This is a genomic window from Streptomyces sp. NPDC002809, assembly GCF_040295435.1.
Taxonomy (GTDB): domain Bacteria; phylum Actinomycetota; class Actinomycetes; order Streptomycetales; family Streptomycetaceae; genus Streptomyces.
This window is the reverse complement of record NZ_JBEOVJ010000092.1, coordinates 1-16,893: the sequence shown is the minus strand read 5'-3', so window position 1 is coordinate 16,893 and position 16,893 is coordinate 1. Positions and strand designations below refer to the sequence as shown.

Annotated in this window: 8 protein-coding genes and 1 tRNA gene; 1 reads left to right on the top strand and 8 read right to left on the bottom strand. The window is 68.9% G+C overall.

The window, feature by feature from the left end; all coding sequences use genetic code 11:
• Positions 1-101 precede the first annotated feature (101 nt).
• From ABT025_RS33900 to ABT025_RS33870, 7 genes are all read right to left on the bottom strand, one after another.
• Positions 102-611, bottom strand: coding sequence for a CinA family protein (locus ABT025_RS33900; protein ID WP_351002497.1), 510 nt, complete (start codon positions 609-611; stop codon positions 102-104).
• On the bottom strand, positions 608-1,411 hold the full coding sequence (gene pgsA / locus ABT025_RS33895; protein WP_351002496.1) for a CDP-diacylglycerol--glycerol-3-phosphate 3-phosphatidyltransferase: 804 nt from the start codon (positions 1,409-1,411) through the stop codon (positions 608-610). Before pgsA ends, ABT025_RS33900 begins: the two co-directional genes overlap by 4 nt.
• Positions 1,408-2,886 carry a 30S ribosomal protein S12 methylthiotransferase RimO gene (gene rimO / locus ABT025_RS33890; protein ID WP_351002495.1) on the bottom strand — a complete coding sequence of 493 codons (1,479 nt, stop codon included), beginning with the start codon at positions 2,884-2,886 and terminating at the stop codon, positions 1,408-1,410. The genes pgsA and rimO overlap by 4 nt, the downstream gene beginning before the upstream one ends.
• A gap of 136 nt (positions 2,887-3,022) precedes the next feature.
• The gene (locus ABT025_RS33885; RefSeq protein ID WP_351002494.1) at positions 3,023-3,823 is read right to left on the bottom strand and encodes a helix-turn-helix domain-containing protein; all 801 of its coding nucleotides are present in this window, start codon (positions 3,821-3,823) and stop codon (positions 3,023-3,025) included.
• 204 nt (positions 3,824-4,027) lie between these two features.
• A complete protein-coding gene (locus ABT025_RS33880; protein ID WP_351002493.1) occupies positions 4,028-6,802 on the bottom strand; it encodes a DNA translocase FtsK in 2,775 nt (924 codons plus the stop codon).
• A gap of 242 nt (positions 6,803-7,044) precedes the next feature.
• Entirely contained in the window at positions 7,045-7,722 is a 678-nt protein-coding gene (locus tag ABT025_RS33875; protein WP_351002492.1) for a response regulator, read from the bottom strand.
• Positions 7,723-7,967: 245 nt separating this feature from the next.
• Positions 7,968-13,451: a HAMP domain-containing protein gene (locus tag ABT025_RS33870; protein WP_351002491.1), complete on the bottom strand. Its 5,484-nt coding sequence runs from the start codon at positions 13,449-13,451 to the stop codon at positions 7,968-7,970.
• Positions 13,452-13,853: 402 nt separating this feature from the next.
• Between ABT025_RS33870 and ABT025_RS33865 the strand changes: the two genes are divergently transcribed.
• Positions 13,854-16,484: a SpoIIE family protein phosphatase gene (locus ABT025_RS33865; RefSeq protein WP_351002490.1), complete on the top strand. Its 2,631-nt coding sequence runs from the start codon at positions 13,854-13,856 to the stop codon at positions 16,482-16,484.
• A gap of 79 nt (positions 16,485-16,563) precedes the next feature.
• Here the strand turns inward: ABT025_RS33865 and ABT025_RS33860 are convergent.
• Positions 16,564-16,636, bottom strand: a tRNA-Thr gene (locus tag ABT025_RS33860).
• Between the last annotated feature and the right edge of the window lie 257 nt (positions 16,637-16,893).

The window sequence follows — 16,893 nt, the reverse complement described above, 5'->3', positions numbered from 1 at the left end:
CCCTCCTCGGACCGCGTAGCCGCATCCTTCACGCCCCACCGTACCGCCTAGCGCTGCGGCCGTGCGGGGAGCGATGTCGTGTTCACTCAGGGCTGCAAACATCAATTCCCCCCGTTGTGTTCCGTATCCTGTGCGCTCGCGTACCCGCCGAGTTCGCCGGAGAGCAGTTCGAGCACGCTCCGTACGCTCTCTCTACGGATGTCCGCCCGTCCACCGTTCAACCGCAGCGCGGCCACTTTCCCGGCGTCACAGGGCCCGCAGACTGCGACGAAGACCGTTCCGACCGGCCGGCCGTCCTGGGGATCGGGTCCCGCGACGCCGGTTGTCGCCACACCCCAGTCCGCGCCGAGCGCCCGGCATACACCTGCCGCCATCTGGCGCGCGACCTCGGCGTCCACTGCCCCTCGCGCCGCCAGAAGCTCCGCGTCCACGCCCAGGACTTCACTCTTGAGGGGAGTCGCGTAGGCGGTCACCGACCCTCGGAAGGCCTGTGAGGCACCGGGTACGGACGTCAGCTCCGCCGCGACCAGGCCCCCGGTCAACGATTCGGCGACGGCGAGGCTCTCACCCCGCTCGACGAGCAGCCGCAGCACCCGGGCCGCGGCTGTCACCGCTCGGCCTCCGCGGCACCGCGGTTCCCCGCGACCCGCTCCGGGCCCCTGGCACCCTCGGAGGCGGTCCCGGCACGCCTGGAGGCCTGTCCCTCGTCCTTGGCGCTCTCCAGAGCCGCCTCAGCGTTCTGGGCAGCCTCCTGCGCGGCGGCCGCCCTCTCCTCCGCGCGCCCCTGCCGACGCAGCACGACGGCCTGGCGCACATAGTCCAGGCCAGTGACGACCGTCAGCACGACAGCCACCGCCATCACCCAGAAGCGCATCGTGGCCAGTGGACCGGTCAGCGCCAGGACGTACATCCCGACGGCGGTCCCCTGAGCCAGCGTCTTCATCTTCCCGCCGCGACTGGCCGGGATCACGCCGTGCCGGATCACCCAGAACCGCAGCACCGTGATGCCGAGCTCGCGGAAGAGGATCACACCCGTGACCCACCAGGGGAGATCACCGAGGTACGACAGACAGATCAGCGCCGCACCCATGATCGCCTTGTCGGCGATCGGGTCGGCGATCTTCCCGAAGTCGGTGACCAGGTTGTACTTACGCGCCAGATGCCCGTCGAACACGTCGGTGATCATCGCGATGGCGAACGCGGCCCAGGCGATGGAACGCCAGGCCGGGTCGTATCCGCCGTCGTGGAGCAGCAGCACGACGAACCCGGGGACCAGCACCAGCCGAGCCATGGTGAGCAGATTGGCGATGTTCCACAGGCTGGCCTGGTTTACGGCCGCAGCACCCAGTTTTCCGCCGCGGACCGGCGTCGCGCCGGTACCACCTGCCGCGGATGCCGGTGCTCCGGTCATCTGGCTACCTCCGCAAGTTCACGACACTCGGCCACCAGGTCCACACCTTCGGTGCCTACTACCTTTGCCTCGACCATACGGCCCGGGACAAGTCCCTCGCGTGCGGTGAAGAGCACCTGACCGTCCGTTTCGGGCGCCTGGTGGGCGGCACGGCCCACGGCGCGGGACTCGTCCTCGGTGGCCTCGACCGACTCGACCAGGACCTGGAGCGACTCACCGACGCGCTCCTCGGCCCGCTGCGAGGTCAGCTCCTCGGCCAGCTGCGAGATGTGTGCCAGCCGCTCGGCGATCGTGTCGGCGTCCAGCTTGTTCTCGTAGCCGACCGCCTCGGTGCCGTCCTCGTCGGAGTAGCCGAAGACGCCGATGGCGTCGAGGCGGGCACCGGTGAGGAACCGCTCCAGCTCCGCAAGGTCCGCCTCGGTCTCGCCGGGGAAGCCCACGATGAAGTTGGAGCGCGCGCCGGCCTGCGGTGCCTTGCTCCGGATGGTGTGCAGGAGCTCCAGGAAGCTGTCGGTGTCGCCGAAGCGGCGCATCGCGCGCAGCACGCCGGGTGCCGAGTGCTGGAACGACAGGTCGAAGTAGGGCGCGACCTTCGGCGTCGAGGTCAGGACGTCGATCAGACCGGGCCGCATCTCGGCGGGCTGCAGGTAGCTGACCCGGATGCGCTCGATGCCCTCGACGTCCGCGAGCTCCGGAAGGAGTGTCTCCAGGAGGCGGATGTCGCCGAGGTCCTTGCCGTACGAGGTGTTGTTCTCGGAGACCAGCATGACCTCCTTCACACCCTGCTCGGCCAGCCAGCGCGTCTCACCCAGGACGTCCGAGGGCCGCCGCGAGATGAAGGAGCCGCGGAAGGACGGGATGGCGCAGAAGGAGCAGCGGCGGTCGCAGCCCGAGGCCAGCTTCACGGAGGCGACGGGGCTGGTGCCCAGCCGGCGGCGCAGAGGCGCCCGCGGACCGGAGACCGGCGCGACTCCCTCCGGGAGATCGGCGGGGGCAGGTGCGGCCTCCTGGGCGTGGCCGGGGAGGGCGACGGCTGCGTCCTGGCGGTCGGCCGGGCTGATGGGCAGCAGCTTGCGGCGGTCGCGCGGGGTGTGGGAGGCGTGGATGCCTCCGTTGAGGATGGTCTGGAGGCGGTCGGAGATGTCTGCGTAGTCGTCGAATCCGAGGACTCCGTCCGCTTCCGGCAGGGCCTCGGCGAGGTCCTTGCCGTAGCGCTCGGCCATGCAGCCGACGGCGACGACGGCCTGGGTCCGGCCGTGATCCTTCAGGTCATTGGCTTCGAGCAGGGCATCGACGGAGTCCTTCTTGGCGGCCTCGACGAATCCACAGGTGTTGACCACGGCGACATCGGCATCGGAGGCATCCTCGACGAGCTCCCAGCCGTCCGCTGCCAAGCGGCCTGCGAGCTCCTCCGAGTCCACCTCGTTACGGGCGCAGCCAAGAGTGACAAGGGCGACGGTACGGCGTTCGGGCATGGGCTCAAGACTACTTTGTCCCGGCACTGGCCCCGCCGCGCAGGGTTCGACCACTACAGGGAGTGACAAAGACGGCGAGCCCCCGGCACGATGGCCGGGCGCTCGCCGCCTCTGTGTGAACTGTCGGATCGCGAGGTCAGCCGACCTCGGGATCACCCTTGGTGTACGAGAGCCGCTCCACCTGTCCGGGCTGGAACTGGTCCTCGACCTTCTTGCCGTTGACGAAGAGATCGATCGATCCGGCGTCACCGAGGACGAGGTCGACCCGCTCCTTGTCCTGGAAGGTCTTCGTCTCGCCCTGCTGGAGGGTTCCGTCGAAGAGGGACCGGCCGTTGTGGTCCTTGGCGGAGATCCAGCTCTTGCCCTGGCTCGCGCTGAGCTTCACCGTCACCTTGTCCTGGGGCGCTGCCGCGATGGCACTGTCCGAGGGGGCCGGCTTGGGATCGACGGGCTTGCTGGACGCCGGCTTGGGTGTGATCTTGTCGGATGTCGGGCCTTCGGCGACCTGGCCGGCGGTCGAGGGCTCGTCACCGCCCTTGAAGAAGGTGAAGCCGACGAATCCGACCACGGCGACGATGGCCGCGACCATGGCCGCGGTCCAGTTGGGCCGCCGGGGTTCGGATCGGATCCGCTCGGCTTCGAACAGCGGTGCCGCCGGCGTCGGCGCGGGACGGCCGCCGTGCTCGGCGTCGTACTGCGAAACGAGCGGTTCCGGATCGGTGCCTACGGCACGTGCGAGCGTTCGGATATGGCCGCGGGCGTACACGTCGCCGCCGCAGCGGGAGAAGTCGTCCTCCTCGATCGCGTGCACGATGGGGATGCGCACCCGGGTGGACGTGCTGATCTCTTCGACCGTGAGACCTGCGGCGATACGAGCCTGCTGAAGCACTCGACCGATCGAAGGCCGGTCGTCTTCGGGGGAGTTGCCGATGGACACGGGGGCGCCTTTCGAGCGTGAGCCACCTGCTGGGTGTTCAGTCTAGGGGGGGTACGAAAGGGTGGGGCAACCGGGAGGGAGGACTTTGTACGCCATCAGATTCGAACAGAGCCGGATTCGCCCGACCGCCCCGGGAAGGGACATCCTGCTGTCCCTCCCTCCAACTTGACGTACGACCCGGCGAAACGGTTGCCCGCAAAACCCTTACGAACCGGTTTCCCCACGGATCAGCGCCAACACCCCGTCGAGCTCGTCCGGTTTCACCATGACGTCGCGCGCCTTGGAGCCCTCGCTGGGGCCGACGATGTTCCGCGACTCCATCAGGTCCATCAGCCGGCCGGCCTTCGCGAAACCCACCCGCAGCTTGCGCTGGAGCATCGAGGTGGACCCGAACTGAGTGGAGACGACCAGCTCAGCGGCCTGGCAGAGCAGATCCAGGTCGTCGCCGATGTCCTCGTCGATCTCCTTCTTCTGCTTCGTCCCGACCACCACGTCCTCACGGAAGACGGGGGCCATCTGATCCTTGCAGTGCTGGACGACCGCCGCGACCTCGTCCTCGGTGACGAAGGCACCCTGCATACGCGTCGGCTTGTTCGCCCCCATCGGCAGGAACAGTCCGTCACCCTTTCCGATGAGCTTCTCGGCTCCGGGCTGGTCGAGGATGACGCGGCTGTCGGCCAGCGACGAGGTCGCGAAGGCGAGGCGGGAGGGCACGTTGGCCTTGATCAGACCGGTGACGACGTCCACCGAGGGGCGCTGGGTGGCGAGCACCAGATGGATTCCGGCGGCGCGGGCCAGTTGGGTGATGCGGACGATCGAGTCCTCGACGTCCCGGGGGGCCACCATCATGAGGTCGGCCAGCTCGTCGACGATCACCAGCAGATACGGGTACGGCGACAGCTCCCGCTCGCTGCCCTCCGGCGTCTTGAGCTTGCCGGTGCGCACGGCGTGGTTGAAGTCGTCGATGTGCCGGTATCCGAACGCGGCGAGGTCGTCGTAGCGCAGGTCCATCTCGCGCACGACCCACTGAAGGGCCTCGGCGGCCTTCTTGGGGTTGGTGATGATCGGCGTGATCAGGTGCGGAATGCCCTCGTACGCGGTCAGCTCGACGCGCTTGGGGTCGACGAGCACCATGCGGACGTCCTCCGGCGTCGCCCGCACCATCACCGAGGTGATGAGGCAGTTGATGCAGGAGGACTTACCGGAACCGGTGGCACCGGCCACCAGGACGTGCGGCATCTTCGCGAGGTTGGCCATTTCGTACCCGCCCTCGACGTTCTTGCCGAGCGCGACCAGCATCGGGTGGTCGTCCTCCGCCGCGTCCGCGAGCCGCAGCACGTCGCCGAGGTTGACCATCTCCCGGTCGGAGTTGGGGATCTCGATGCCGACCGCGGACTTCCCCGGGATCGGGGAGATGATCCGGACGTCGGGGCTGGCGACGGCGTACGCGATGTTCTTGGCGAGCGCCGTGATCCGCTCGACCTTCACGGCGGGCCCGAGCTCCACCTCGTACCGCGTCACCGTGGGGCCGCGGGTGAAACCGGTGACGGCGGCGTCGACCTTGAATTCGGTGAAGACGTTGGTCAGCGACGCGACGATGGCGTCGTTGGCGGCGCTGCGGGTCTTGCCGGGGCCGCCTCGCTCCAGCAGGTCGAGCGAGGGCAGCGAGTAGGTGATGTCGCCGGAGAGCTGGAGCTGCTCGGCGCGGGGCGGCAGCGGCTGCGACTGCGAGCGGTCGGGGGCCGGCTTGGTCAGGTCGGGCACGCCCCCGGCGGGCGAGGACGCCTTCTCCCCCGGCCTCCGGGCCGGCTCCGCCTCCCTGGCACCGGGCACCGGAGTGCCCGTGCGTTCGCGGTCCACCGAGACGCCCTGGGTGAGGTCGGCGACGACCGGCGAGGGCGGCATGCCGTTGAGCACCGCCCCGTCGAGCGCGGCGGCCGCTGCGGCTGCGACGTCGACCGCGTCCATGGTGCGGTTCATCGTCGGCTGCACGGAGGGCCTGCGCGGCCTGCGGCGCTTGGAGAGCGCGTCGGTCTCCGCCCGGTCGGGGTCGTACTCGTCGTCCGCCTCGGAACGGCGGGCGGAGGAGCGGCGCGAACCCGCGGGCAGCGACTCACGCCACTGCTCGTCGTACCGCTCGTCGTCGTCCTCGTCCAGCGCCTCCGGGTCGTACACCGGGTCGATGATTCCCAGTTTGGAACCGAGCAGCCGCAGCCGCTGCGGAATCGCGTTCACCGGGGTCGCCGTCACGACCAGCAGTCCGAAGACGGTCAGGAGCAGGAGCAGCGGTACGGCGAGCACCTCGCCCATGGTGAAGATCAGCGGTTTGGAGGCGGCCCAGCCGATGAGGCCGCCCGCGTCCTGCATGGCCTCGGTGCCGTCCTCGCGGCCCGGCGATCCGCACGCGATGTGGACCTGCCCGAGCACTCCGATGACCAGCGCGGAGAGCCCGATGACGATGCGGCCGTTGGCCTCGGGCTTCTCCGGATACAGGATCAGCCGTACGGCCACGGCGCCCAGCAGTATCGGCACGAGGAGGTCGAGCCGGCCGAAGGCTCCGGTGACGAGCATCTCGACGAGGTCGCCGACCGGGCCGCGGAGATTCGACCAGGTGCCCGCGGCGACGACCAGCGCGAGGCCGAGCAGCAGCAGCGCGACGCCGTCCTTGCGGTGGGCGGGGTCGAGCCCCTTGGCACCGCGCCCTATGCCGCGGAACACCGCGCCGACGGCGTGGGCCGCACCGAGCCAGACGGCGCGCACCAGTCGGTACACACCGCCGGTGGGCGACGGCGCCGGTTTGGGCGGCGCGGCCTTCTTGGCCACCGCCTTCTTCGCGGGTGCCTTCTTCGCGGGCGCGGCTTTCTTCGCCGCGGTCTTCTTGGCGGGCGCGGCTTTCTTGGCCGGGCCCGGGGCACGGCCGGCGCGCTTCGCGGTGCCCGCCGTGCCCTGGGAACCCTTGCCGGACGTACGTGAGGCCATGGGGCCGAGGTTACCGGTGTCTGCGGCAGTGAACACGTGCGCGTGACGGTTCACCCGACCGTGTCGCCGTACGGCGGCCGCAAACTGACGCGCCCTCACCGGCCTCCCGGACACCGAATGCCCGCAGCCCGGGGATGTCCGTACCGGGACACGACCGCCGACCGGCCGCCCTCTCGGCCCGGTTGAGGCCTCGCCGGCCCGAAGGGACCTGACGGAGAGGGGCAGTGCCGTCCACGGCCCCGCTACAAGGGAAGCGGCGCGGGTCCGCCACCGGTGCCGGGCTCCAGGGCGTCCAGCGCCCGGCGCAGCCCGGTCAGCTTCCGTTCGAGGTGCGCGGCGGTGGCCACGGCTCCGGCGTCCGCCGACTCGTCGTCGAGCTGCTTGGAGAGGGCCTCGGCCTGCTCCTCGACGGCCGCGAGCCGTGCGGAGAGTTCGGCCAGCAGCCCGGCGGGCTCCCTCTCTCGGTTCACACCCCCGTGACCGCCGCCCTCCAACTGGAGTCGCAACAGCGCCGCCTGCTCACGCAGCTGGCAGTTCTTCATGTACAGCTCGACGAAGACCGAGACCTTGGCCCGCAGCACCCACGGGTCGAACGGCTTCGAGATGTAGTCCACCGCGCCGGCCGCATAACCCCGGAAGGTGTGGTGCGGACCGTGGTTGATCGCGGTGAGAAAGATGATCGGGATGTCCCGGGTCCGTTCCCGCCGCTTGATGTGCGCCGCGGTTTCGAAACCGTCCATGCCCGGCATCTGGACGTCCAGCAGAATGACCGCGAAGTCGTCCGTGAGCAGCGCTTTGAGCGCCTCCTCCCCTGACGATGCCCGGACCAGTGTCTGATCGAGCGCAGAGAGGATGGCCTCCAGCGCCAGCAGATTCTCCGGCCGGTCATCGACCAGGAGGATCTTGGCCTTCTGCACCATGGCCCGTCCTCCTCGCCCCGGAATTGCACCGGGCGCCGCCCCAGGGGACGGCTCCCTTACGCCGTCCGTCCTTGTGCCGGTCATGGTAGCCGCACCCCGCCCGTCACCACACCCTGTCACCGCGATGTCACTGTGCACACAGGGAAAACGCGGTGGGAGACCAGAAGGTTCCCCGAAAACCGCGCTCCCACACTCCTTCCGACACAGCCAATCAACAGAACACGATTGATTCGCTCAATTTCCGATCACTCTCCGCGCATCCACTGCTCCATAACCGAAAGCAGATGATCAGGATCGACCGGCTTGGTGACGTAGTCGGATGCTCCGGACTCGATCGCCTTCTCGCGGTCGCCCTTCATCGCCTTGGCGGTCAGAGCGATGATCGGCAGACCGGCGAACTGCGGCATCCTGCGGATCGCCGAGGTCGTCGCGTAACCGTCCATCTCCGGCATCATGATGTCCATCAGGACGACCGTCACATCGTCGTGCTGCTCCAGGACTTCGATCCCCTCGCGCCCGTTCTCCGCGTACAGGACCGACAGTCCGTGCTGCTCAAGCACGCTGGTGAGCGCGAAGACGTTACGGATGTCGTCGTCGACGATCAGCACCTTCTCGCCGCCGAACCGGAACGTCCTGCGGACCTCCGGCTCCTCCTGGCCGCCGAGCGTCCACGGCTCCTGCGGGGACTGCCGCTCCGCCGGGGAAGCCGCCCGGGGCGGCAGCGCGGGCTGCTGCCGCGCACCGCCCAGCGCCTTGCGCCGACGCCTCAACAGCCCGGCCGCACCGCCCTGGTCGTGCGCGCTCCCCGGCATCCCTGAGGCCTCCCCGAACGTCTGGAAACCAGGTCCGGAGCCCTGCCCCATCCCGTGGCCGGCCTCGGGCAGCCGGCCGCTCGCGACCGCCGTACCGTGCATCTCGATGGGCCCTGGGCCGATCTGCGGGTAACCCTGCGGTGGGAGTTCACTCGGGTGCAGCGGCAGGTACAGCGTGAACGTCGAGCCGCGGCCGGGCTCGCTCGCCGCATGGATCTCGCCACCCAGCAGCCGTGCGATCTCCCGGCTGATGGAAAGGCCGAGACCGGTACCGCCGTACTTGCGGCTGGTCGTGCCGTCCGCCTGCTTGAACGCCTCGAAGATCACCAGCATCTTGCTCGACGCGATTCCGATACCGGTGTCGGTCACCGAGAAGGCGATCAGGTCGGCGTCGGCGTCCCGCAGTGAACCGGCTTCCAGCAGCTGCTCACGAATGGCGTTCGGCACCTCGGCACCGGCGTGCCGGATCACCAGCTCGACGGCGCCGCCGTCGGTGAACTTCACCGCGTTGGAGAGCAGATTGCGCAGCACCTGAAGCAGCCGCTGTTCGTCGGTGTGCAGCGTGGCAGGGAGTTCAGGAGATACCCGTACGGAGAAATCCAGCCCCTTTTCCGCGGTCAGCGGCCGGAACGTCGCCTCCACGTAGTCGACCAGCTGGACCAGGGCGATCCGGGTCGGGCTGACGTCCATCTTGCCCGCCTCGACCTTCGACAGATCCAGGATGTCGTTGATCAGCTGAAGCAGGTCGGAACCGGCACCGTGGATCGTCTCGGCGAATTCCACCTGCTTCGGCGACAGATTGCCCTCGGCGTTGTCCGCCAGGAGTTTGGCCAGAATGAGCAGCGAGTTGAGCGGTGTCCGCAGCTCGTGCGACATGTTCGCGAGGAACTCCGACTTGTACCGCATGGAGACGGCGAGCTGTTCGGCGCGCTCCTCCAGTACCTGCCGCGCCTCCTCGATCTCGGTGTTCTTGACCTCGATGTCGCGGTTCTGCTGGGCCAGCAGCTCGGCCTTCTCCTCCAGTTCGGCATTGGACGCCTGGAGGGCCTTCTGCCGGTTCTCCAACTCCTGCGACCGGTCGCGCAATTGCTCCGTGAGCTCCTGCGACTGCTCCAGCAGCTTCTCGGTCGTGGTGTTGACGCTGATCGTGTTGACGCTGGTCGCGATCATCTCGGCGAGCTGGTTGAGGAAGTCCCGCTGGATGTGGGTGAACGGCTGGAAGGAGGCCAGTTCGATCACCCCGAGGACCTTCCCCTCGAAGAGCACCGGCAGCACGATCACGTGCGCGGGCGGCGCCTCGCCGAGGCCGGAGGAGATCTTCAGGTACCCCGGCGGCACGTTGTCCACCTGGATCGTCCGCTTCTCCTCCGCCGCAGTACCGATGAGCGTCTCACCGGGCCGGAAGGACGTCGGCATGGAGCCGGCGGAGTAGCCGTAGCTGCCCCGCATCCGGAGCTCGTACGAACCCTCCCTGTCGCCGTCCGCCCCCAGGGCGTCGGCGTCTCCCGTCGCCATGGCGAGGAAGAAGGCACCGTGTTGCGCGGAGACGACCGGCGTCAGCTCGCTCATGATCAGCGAGGCCACGTCGTCCAGATCGCGCCGTCCCTGCATCAGACCGGAAATCCGGGCGAGGTTGCCCTTGAGCCAGTCCTGCTCCTTGTTCGTGGCGGTGGTGTCGCGCAGGTTCGCGATCATCGTGTTGATGTTGTCCTGCAGGGCCTGGATCTCGCCCGCGGCATCCACATCGATCTTGAGATTGAGATCGCCGCGGGTCACCGCGGTGGCGACGGCCGCGATGGCACGCACCTGGCGGGTCAGGTTCCCTGCCATCTCGTTCACCGACTCGGTGAGGTCGCGCCAGGTGCCGTCCACGTCCCGGACCCTCGCCTGACCGCCCAGCTGGCCCTCGGTACCCACCTCACGCGCCACCCGGGTCACCTGGTCGGCGAACGAGGACAGCTGGTCGACCATCGTGTTGATGGTGTTCTTCAGCTCCTGGATCTCACCCCGGGCATCGATGTCGATCTTCTTGGTGAGATCGCCCTTGGCGATGGCCGTGGTGACCGTGGCGATCTGGCGCACCTGGCCGGTGAGGTTGGACGCCATCGAGTTCACGGACTCGGTGAGGTCCTTCCACGTACCGGAGACGCCGGGGACGCGCGCCTGGCCGCCCAGTTCACCCTCCGTGCCCACCTCACGGGCGACTCGCGTCACCTCGTCGGCGAACGACGACAGGGTCGTCACCATCGTGTTGACGGTGTCGGCCAGCTCGGCGACCTCACCACGCGCCTCGACGGTGACCTTCTTCGTCAGGTCTCCGTTGGCCACCGCGGACGAGACGCGGGAGATGTTCCGCACCTGACTGGTCAGGTTGTTGGCCATCAGGTTGACGTTCTCGCTGAGGTCCTTCCAGATGCCCGTCGCACCGCGCACCCGGGCCTGGCCGCCGAGGATGCCCTCGGTGCCCACCTCGCGGGCCACCCGCGTCACCTCGTCGCCGAAGTTCATCAGCTGGTCGACCATCGTGTTGACGGTGGTGACCAGTTCGAGGATCTCACCCTTGGCGTCGACGGTGATCTTCTTGGAGAGATCACCGTTGGCGACCGCGGTGGTGACCTCGGCGATGTTGCGGACCTGAAGGGTCAGGTTGTTCGCCATGCCGTTGACGGACTGGGTGAGGTCCTTCCACGTGCCGGACACACCCTGCACCTCGGCCTGACCGCCGAGGATGCCCTCCGTACCCACCTCACGGGCGACCCGCGTCACCTGCTCGGCGAAGTTGGAGAGCTGGTCGACCATCGTGTTGAGAGTGTTCTTCAGCTCCAGGATCTCGCCGCGCGCGTCCACGTCGATCTTCTGCGAGAGGTCACCGCGCGCCACCGCCGTGGCGACCTGCGCGATATTACGGACCTGAGCGGTGAGGTTCCCGGCCATGCCGTTCACCGAATCGGTCAGATCACGCCACACACCCGCCACGCCGGGCACCTGCGCCTGGCCACCGAGACGCCCGTCCGTGCCCACCTCGCGCGCCACCCGGGTCACCTGCTCGGCGAAGGCCGAGAGCTGGTCCACCATCGTGTTGATGGTGTTCTTCAGCTCCAGGATCTCGCCGCGCGCGTCCACGTCGATCTTCTGCGACAGGTCGCCCCGCGCCACCGCCGTGGTCACCTGGGCGATCTGGCGCACCTGGGAGGTCAGGTTCCCCGCCATGAAGTTGACGGAGTCGGTGAGCTCCTTCCACGTACCGGAGACACCGTCGACCCGTGCCTGACCGCCGAGGCGGCCCTCCGTGCCCACGTCCCTCGCCATCCTCGTCACCTGGTCGGCGAAGGAGGACAGCTGCGCCACCATCGTGTTGACGGTGTTCTTCAGTTCCAGCATCTCGCCGGCCACGTCGACGGTGACCTTCTGGGACAGGTCACCGTTGGCCACCGCCGTGGTCACCTGGGCGATGTCGCGCACCTGACCCGTCAGGTTCCGGAACGCCGTGTTCACGGAGTCCGTGAGGTCCTTCCAGGTACCCGCCGCGCCCGGCACCTCGGCCTGGCCGCCGAGACGGCCCTCGACGCCGACTTCCCGGGCCACCCGGGTCACTTCCGAGCCGAAGGACTGAAGCTGGTCGACCATCGTGTTGACGGTGTTCTTCAGCTCCAGCATCTCGCCGGCCACATCGACGGTGACCTTCTGCGACATGTCACCGCTGGCCACCGCCGTGGTCACCTGGGCGATGTCCCGCACCTGGGTCGTCAGATTGCGGAAGACCGTGTTCACCGAGTCGGTGAGGTCCTTCCAGGTACCCGCCGCGCCCGGCACCTGCGCCTGGCCGCCGAGCAGACCCTCGCCGCCGACCTCGCTGGCCACACGGGTGACCTCGTCCGCGAAGGTGCGCAGCGTCTCGGTCATCTGGTTGATCGTCTCGGCGAGCTGCGCGACCTCGCCGCGCGCGCTCACCCGGACCTTCTGCGACAGGTCACCGTTGGCGACCGCCGTCGTCACCTCAGCGATGCCGCGCACCTGGGAGGTGAGGTTGCCCGCCATCGTGTTGACGGAGTCGGTCAGGTCCTTCCAGACCCCGGCCACGCCCGGCACCGTCGCCTGCCCGCCCAGCTCGCCCTCGGTACCCACCTCACGGGCGACGCGGGTCACCTCGGAGGAGAACGAGGACAGCTGGTCGACCATCGTGTTGACGGTGTTCTTCAACTGGGCCATCTCGCCGGCCACATGGACGGTGACCTTCCGCGACAGATCGCCCTTGGCGACCGCCGTCGTCACCAGGGCGATGTCGCGCACCTGCGCGGTCAGCCGGTACGCCATGGTGTTGACGGAGTCCGTGAGGTCCTTCCAGGACCCGGACATCCCGCGCACCTGGGCCTGGCCGCCGAGCTTGCCCTCGGTGCCCACCTCGACCGCGACCCGCGTCACCTGCTCGGTGAACGCGGACAGCTGGTCGACCAGGTTGTTGACCGTGCGGGCGACCTTCAGGAACTCGCCGCGCAGCGGCCGTACCGTCTCGTCCGCCGTGTGCGAACGCAGCTCCATCCGCTGTTCGAGATCTCCGTCGGCCACCGCCGACAGCACCCGTCCGACCTCCGAGACCGGACGTGCGAGATCATCGACCAGCTCGTTGGACGCGTCGATCGCGGCCGCCCAGGAACCCTCGCAGGCCCCCGTCTCCAGCCGCTCGGTGAGCTTGCCCTCCCGGCCGACCACGCGCCGCACGCGCGCGAGCTCACCGGTGAGATGCACGTTGCGGTCGGCGACCTCGTTGAAGACCGCCGCTAGCTCGGCCATGACACCGTCGCCCGAGACGGTCACCCGCCTGCGGAAGTTGCCGTCACGCATGGCCACCAGACCGGAGAGCAGTCTGTTGAGTGCCGCGGCGTCGACCTCGACGGTTCCATTGCGCTGCTTCTTCACGGGCTGTCCGCCTTTACTGCGCGTACCTGTCCCCCGCGCCGCCACGTCAGACTCCACCGTGTCCCTCCCGCAGGGGTTGACCGAATCGCTCGGGCCTTGTCCGAGAGCTTGCCCAGATCCTCTGTGGCTCACCGTCACAGCCCACCGTTGACGGGTGACCATGCGGACGTCAAATCGTTGAAACGTACCAGGCCGGAACCGGTCGGGGTGGAGCGTCCCATGGTTGTCCCACATCCCTCCATGAGTAAGCCCACACTTGTCCGGTCACGGGCCTGTTCCTGTCCGTCCTTGCCCGAACCCGGCCCTCGTGTATCCGGCACCTGCACGAAGCGTCTAGCCTGGCAAGGCGAATCGAAGCGGCAAGAAACGGGCACAGGACTCGGGAAAGCGACGAGACACCATATGGGGAGTGCTGTGATCACGGCGCGCGCGGCTGCCACTTTCGACCCGGTCGGGCGCTCCGTCGCGACCGCCCGCGCCTTTGTCCGGGACACGCTCCAGGGGTGGGGATACACCGACGTCGTCGATGACGCCGTCGTCCTCACCAGCGAGCTCGTCACCAACGCGGTGGTGCATGCGGGCACGGCGGCGGACGTGCTGTGCCTGCGCACGGAGGACGGTGTCCGGGTCGAGGTCTCCGACCACTACCCGGAACGCGAGATCCCGCTCCAGTCCACCGGGCTGGACTTCGGCAGTCCCGACCGGGAGAGCGGCCGCGGCCTTCTCCTGTGCGCGGCACTCGCCTCCCGCTGGGGTGTCGAGTACTCCCCCACGCACAAACATGTCTGGTTCCAGCTCGATCTCCCCGACCGACCCGTGGGTATCCGCTCCGCGGGCCCACTGCTCCCCCTCGACCTGCTCCCCGTCACCGATGAACGGGTCCGAGTCGCCGTCGTCCAGATCGACAGCACGGGGTCCGTCGCGGCATGGAACGACGACGCCTCGTATCTGTTCGGTCATACGGCGGAGCAGGTCACCGGCAAGCAGTTCACCGATTTCACCGCCTGGCCGCAGACGCCGGGCACCAACACCGGCATCGCCGACGCACTGCGCCTCTCGCGCTGGGAGGGCAGCTACGGCATGCGCGGCGCCGACGGCCGCACGATCCCGGTCTACGGCTCCCACCTGCGCGTCCGGGACACCCGGGGCGAACCCTCGACGGTGTGCCTGCTGGTGCGCGACTACGAGCGGGCCGTGCTCCAGTCACCGGTACGCACGCCGGTCTCCGACGCGAACACCGAAAGCCGCACGACGGACCCCTTCGAGGTCTTCATCGGCTCTCCTGCCCCCGACGACCTCGACGGGCTGCTCCAGCGCACCGTCGAACGGGCCCGCGACATGCTCGACGCCGACGCGGCCTTCCTGCTGCTGGCGACGGACGACGAGACCGAACTGGAAGTGCGCGCCACGACAGGCCTGCCCTCCGCCCGTCAGCGCTTCGCCCGTGTCCCCGTCGAAGCCGGCACCGGACGGTACGGCTCCGCGCGCATGCCCGCCGTCCATGAGGACCTCGACGCCGTGCCCGGCGCCGTCCCCCTGCTCGGCGACACGGGCATGCGCTCGGTGGTCACCGTCCCGCTGAAGGTCGAGGGGCGGCTCACGGGCTCCCTGGGCGTCGCGGCCGAGGCCGCGGGCCGGTACTCCAACGAGGAGGCCCTGCGCCTCCAGTTCGCAGCCGACCGCATCGCCCTGGCCGTCGAGTCCGCCCGTCTGGGAGAGCTCGAACGGCTGCGCCGCGGCTCGCTCTCCTTCCTCGTCGAGGCGTCCGACCTGCTGGCCGGCACCCTCGACCGCGACCAGACCCTCGCCCTGATGGCACAGATGACCGTCCCCACCCTGGCCACCTGGTGTGCCGTCTACACGATCGCCGACCAGGCCTCTGACCCGTACCTCTCGTACGTACTGCACGAGGACGAGGAACGCATCGACGGCCTCAAGGCCCTGCTCTCCAAGATCTCCCCGCCCGACCCGGTGCCGACGCCCGGCGCCCGTGTCTGGTCCGCACCGTCGGAGGCCGCCCATCAGGCCGCCCTGCGCACATCGATGCGCAGCGTCGGCCTCGGTGACCCCGGCGGGCTCGGCGCCGGCATCCGTACGACACTCGCCACCGCGGCCGCGGTGGGCGGGGAGACCGTGGTCCTTCCGCTGGTCGCCCGCAACCGGGTCATCGGCATGCTCACGCTCGGCAAGCCGTCCGACGACCACTTCCGCCAGGAGATCCTGGAGCTGGCCGAGGACCTCTCCCGCCGGGCCGCCCTGGCTCTGGACAACGCCCGTCTCTACTCCGAGCGCACGGCCATCAGCCAGTCCCTCCAGCGCAGCCTGCTGCCTCCGGGCCTGCCCGATGTTCCCAATGTCGAGATCGAGGTCATCTACCGGGCAGCCGGTGAGGGCAACGAGGTGGGCGGCGACTTCTACGACGTCTTCCCGATCCGCGACGGCGCCTACGGCTTCGCCATCGGCGACGTGTGCGGTACGGGTCCGGAGGCCGCGGCCGTCACGGGCCTGGCTCGTCATGCCCTGCGCCTCCTCGCCCGCGAGGGCTTCGGCGGCCCCGCCGTCCTGGAGCGTCTGAACGCCGCCATCCTGGACGAGGGCGCCCGCAGTCGCTTCCTGACCCTTCTGTACGGGGAGTTGTGGCCGCAGGAGGACGGCAGCGCCCTTCTGAAGGTGGTGTGCGCAGGCCATCCGTTGCCGTTGCGCCTGCGCCAGGACGGCTCGGTCGAGGCGGCGGCGGAGCCGCAGCCCCTGCTGGGTGTCATCGAGGACCTGGAGCTGTACGAGCAGACGGTGACCCTGGAGCCGGGCGATGTGCTGCTGTGCGTGACGGACGGCGTCACCGAACGCCGCGAGGGCGCCCGCATGCTCGGTGACGACGGTCTGGCGGACGTTCTGGCCAACTGCACGGGCCTGACAGCGGGAGCGGTCGCGGCACGCATTCTGCGAGCGGTCGAGCGATTCGCCGCCGAGCCGGCCTCGGACGACATGGCCATCCTCGCGATGCGCGTCCCCGAACCACAGACCGCTGCATAACTCGCGTCGGCTCCGGACAGCCGGGCCCCCGGATACGCGAAAGGCCCCCGCCATCTGGCGGGGGCCTTTCGTCTGTCCGAGCCCCAATGCGGAATCGAACCGCAGACCTTCTCCTTACCATGGAGACGCTCTACCGACTGAGCTATTGGGGCCTTGCTGCCCTGCGGCAACGAGCTAAAGCATACCCCGAACCAGGGGGTATGCAAAACCATCTGTCGCACCGTCACCATCCCGCCCACCAGGGGTGTTCCGAGAGCGAGCCCACGGCCCCGCCCTGCCACGCACCCCCTCCCCGGTGCGCCGGCGACCTGGTCCGGAACGCAGAAAAGCCCCGTGCCACAAGGGCACGGGGCTTAACTATCAAAAGGAGTTCGGCGGCGTCCTACTCTCCCACAGGGTCCCCCCTGCA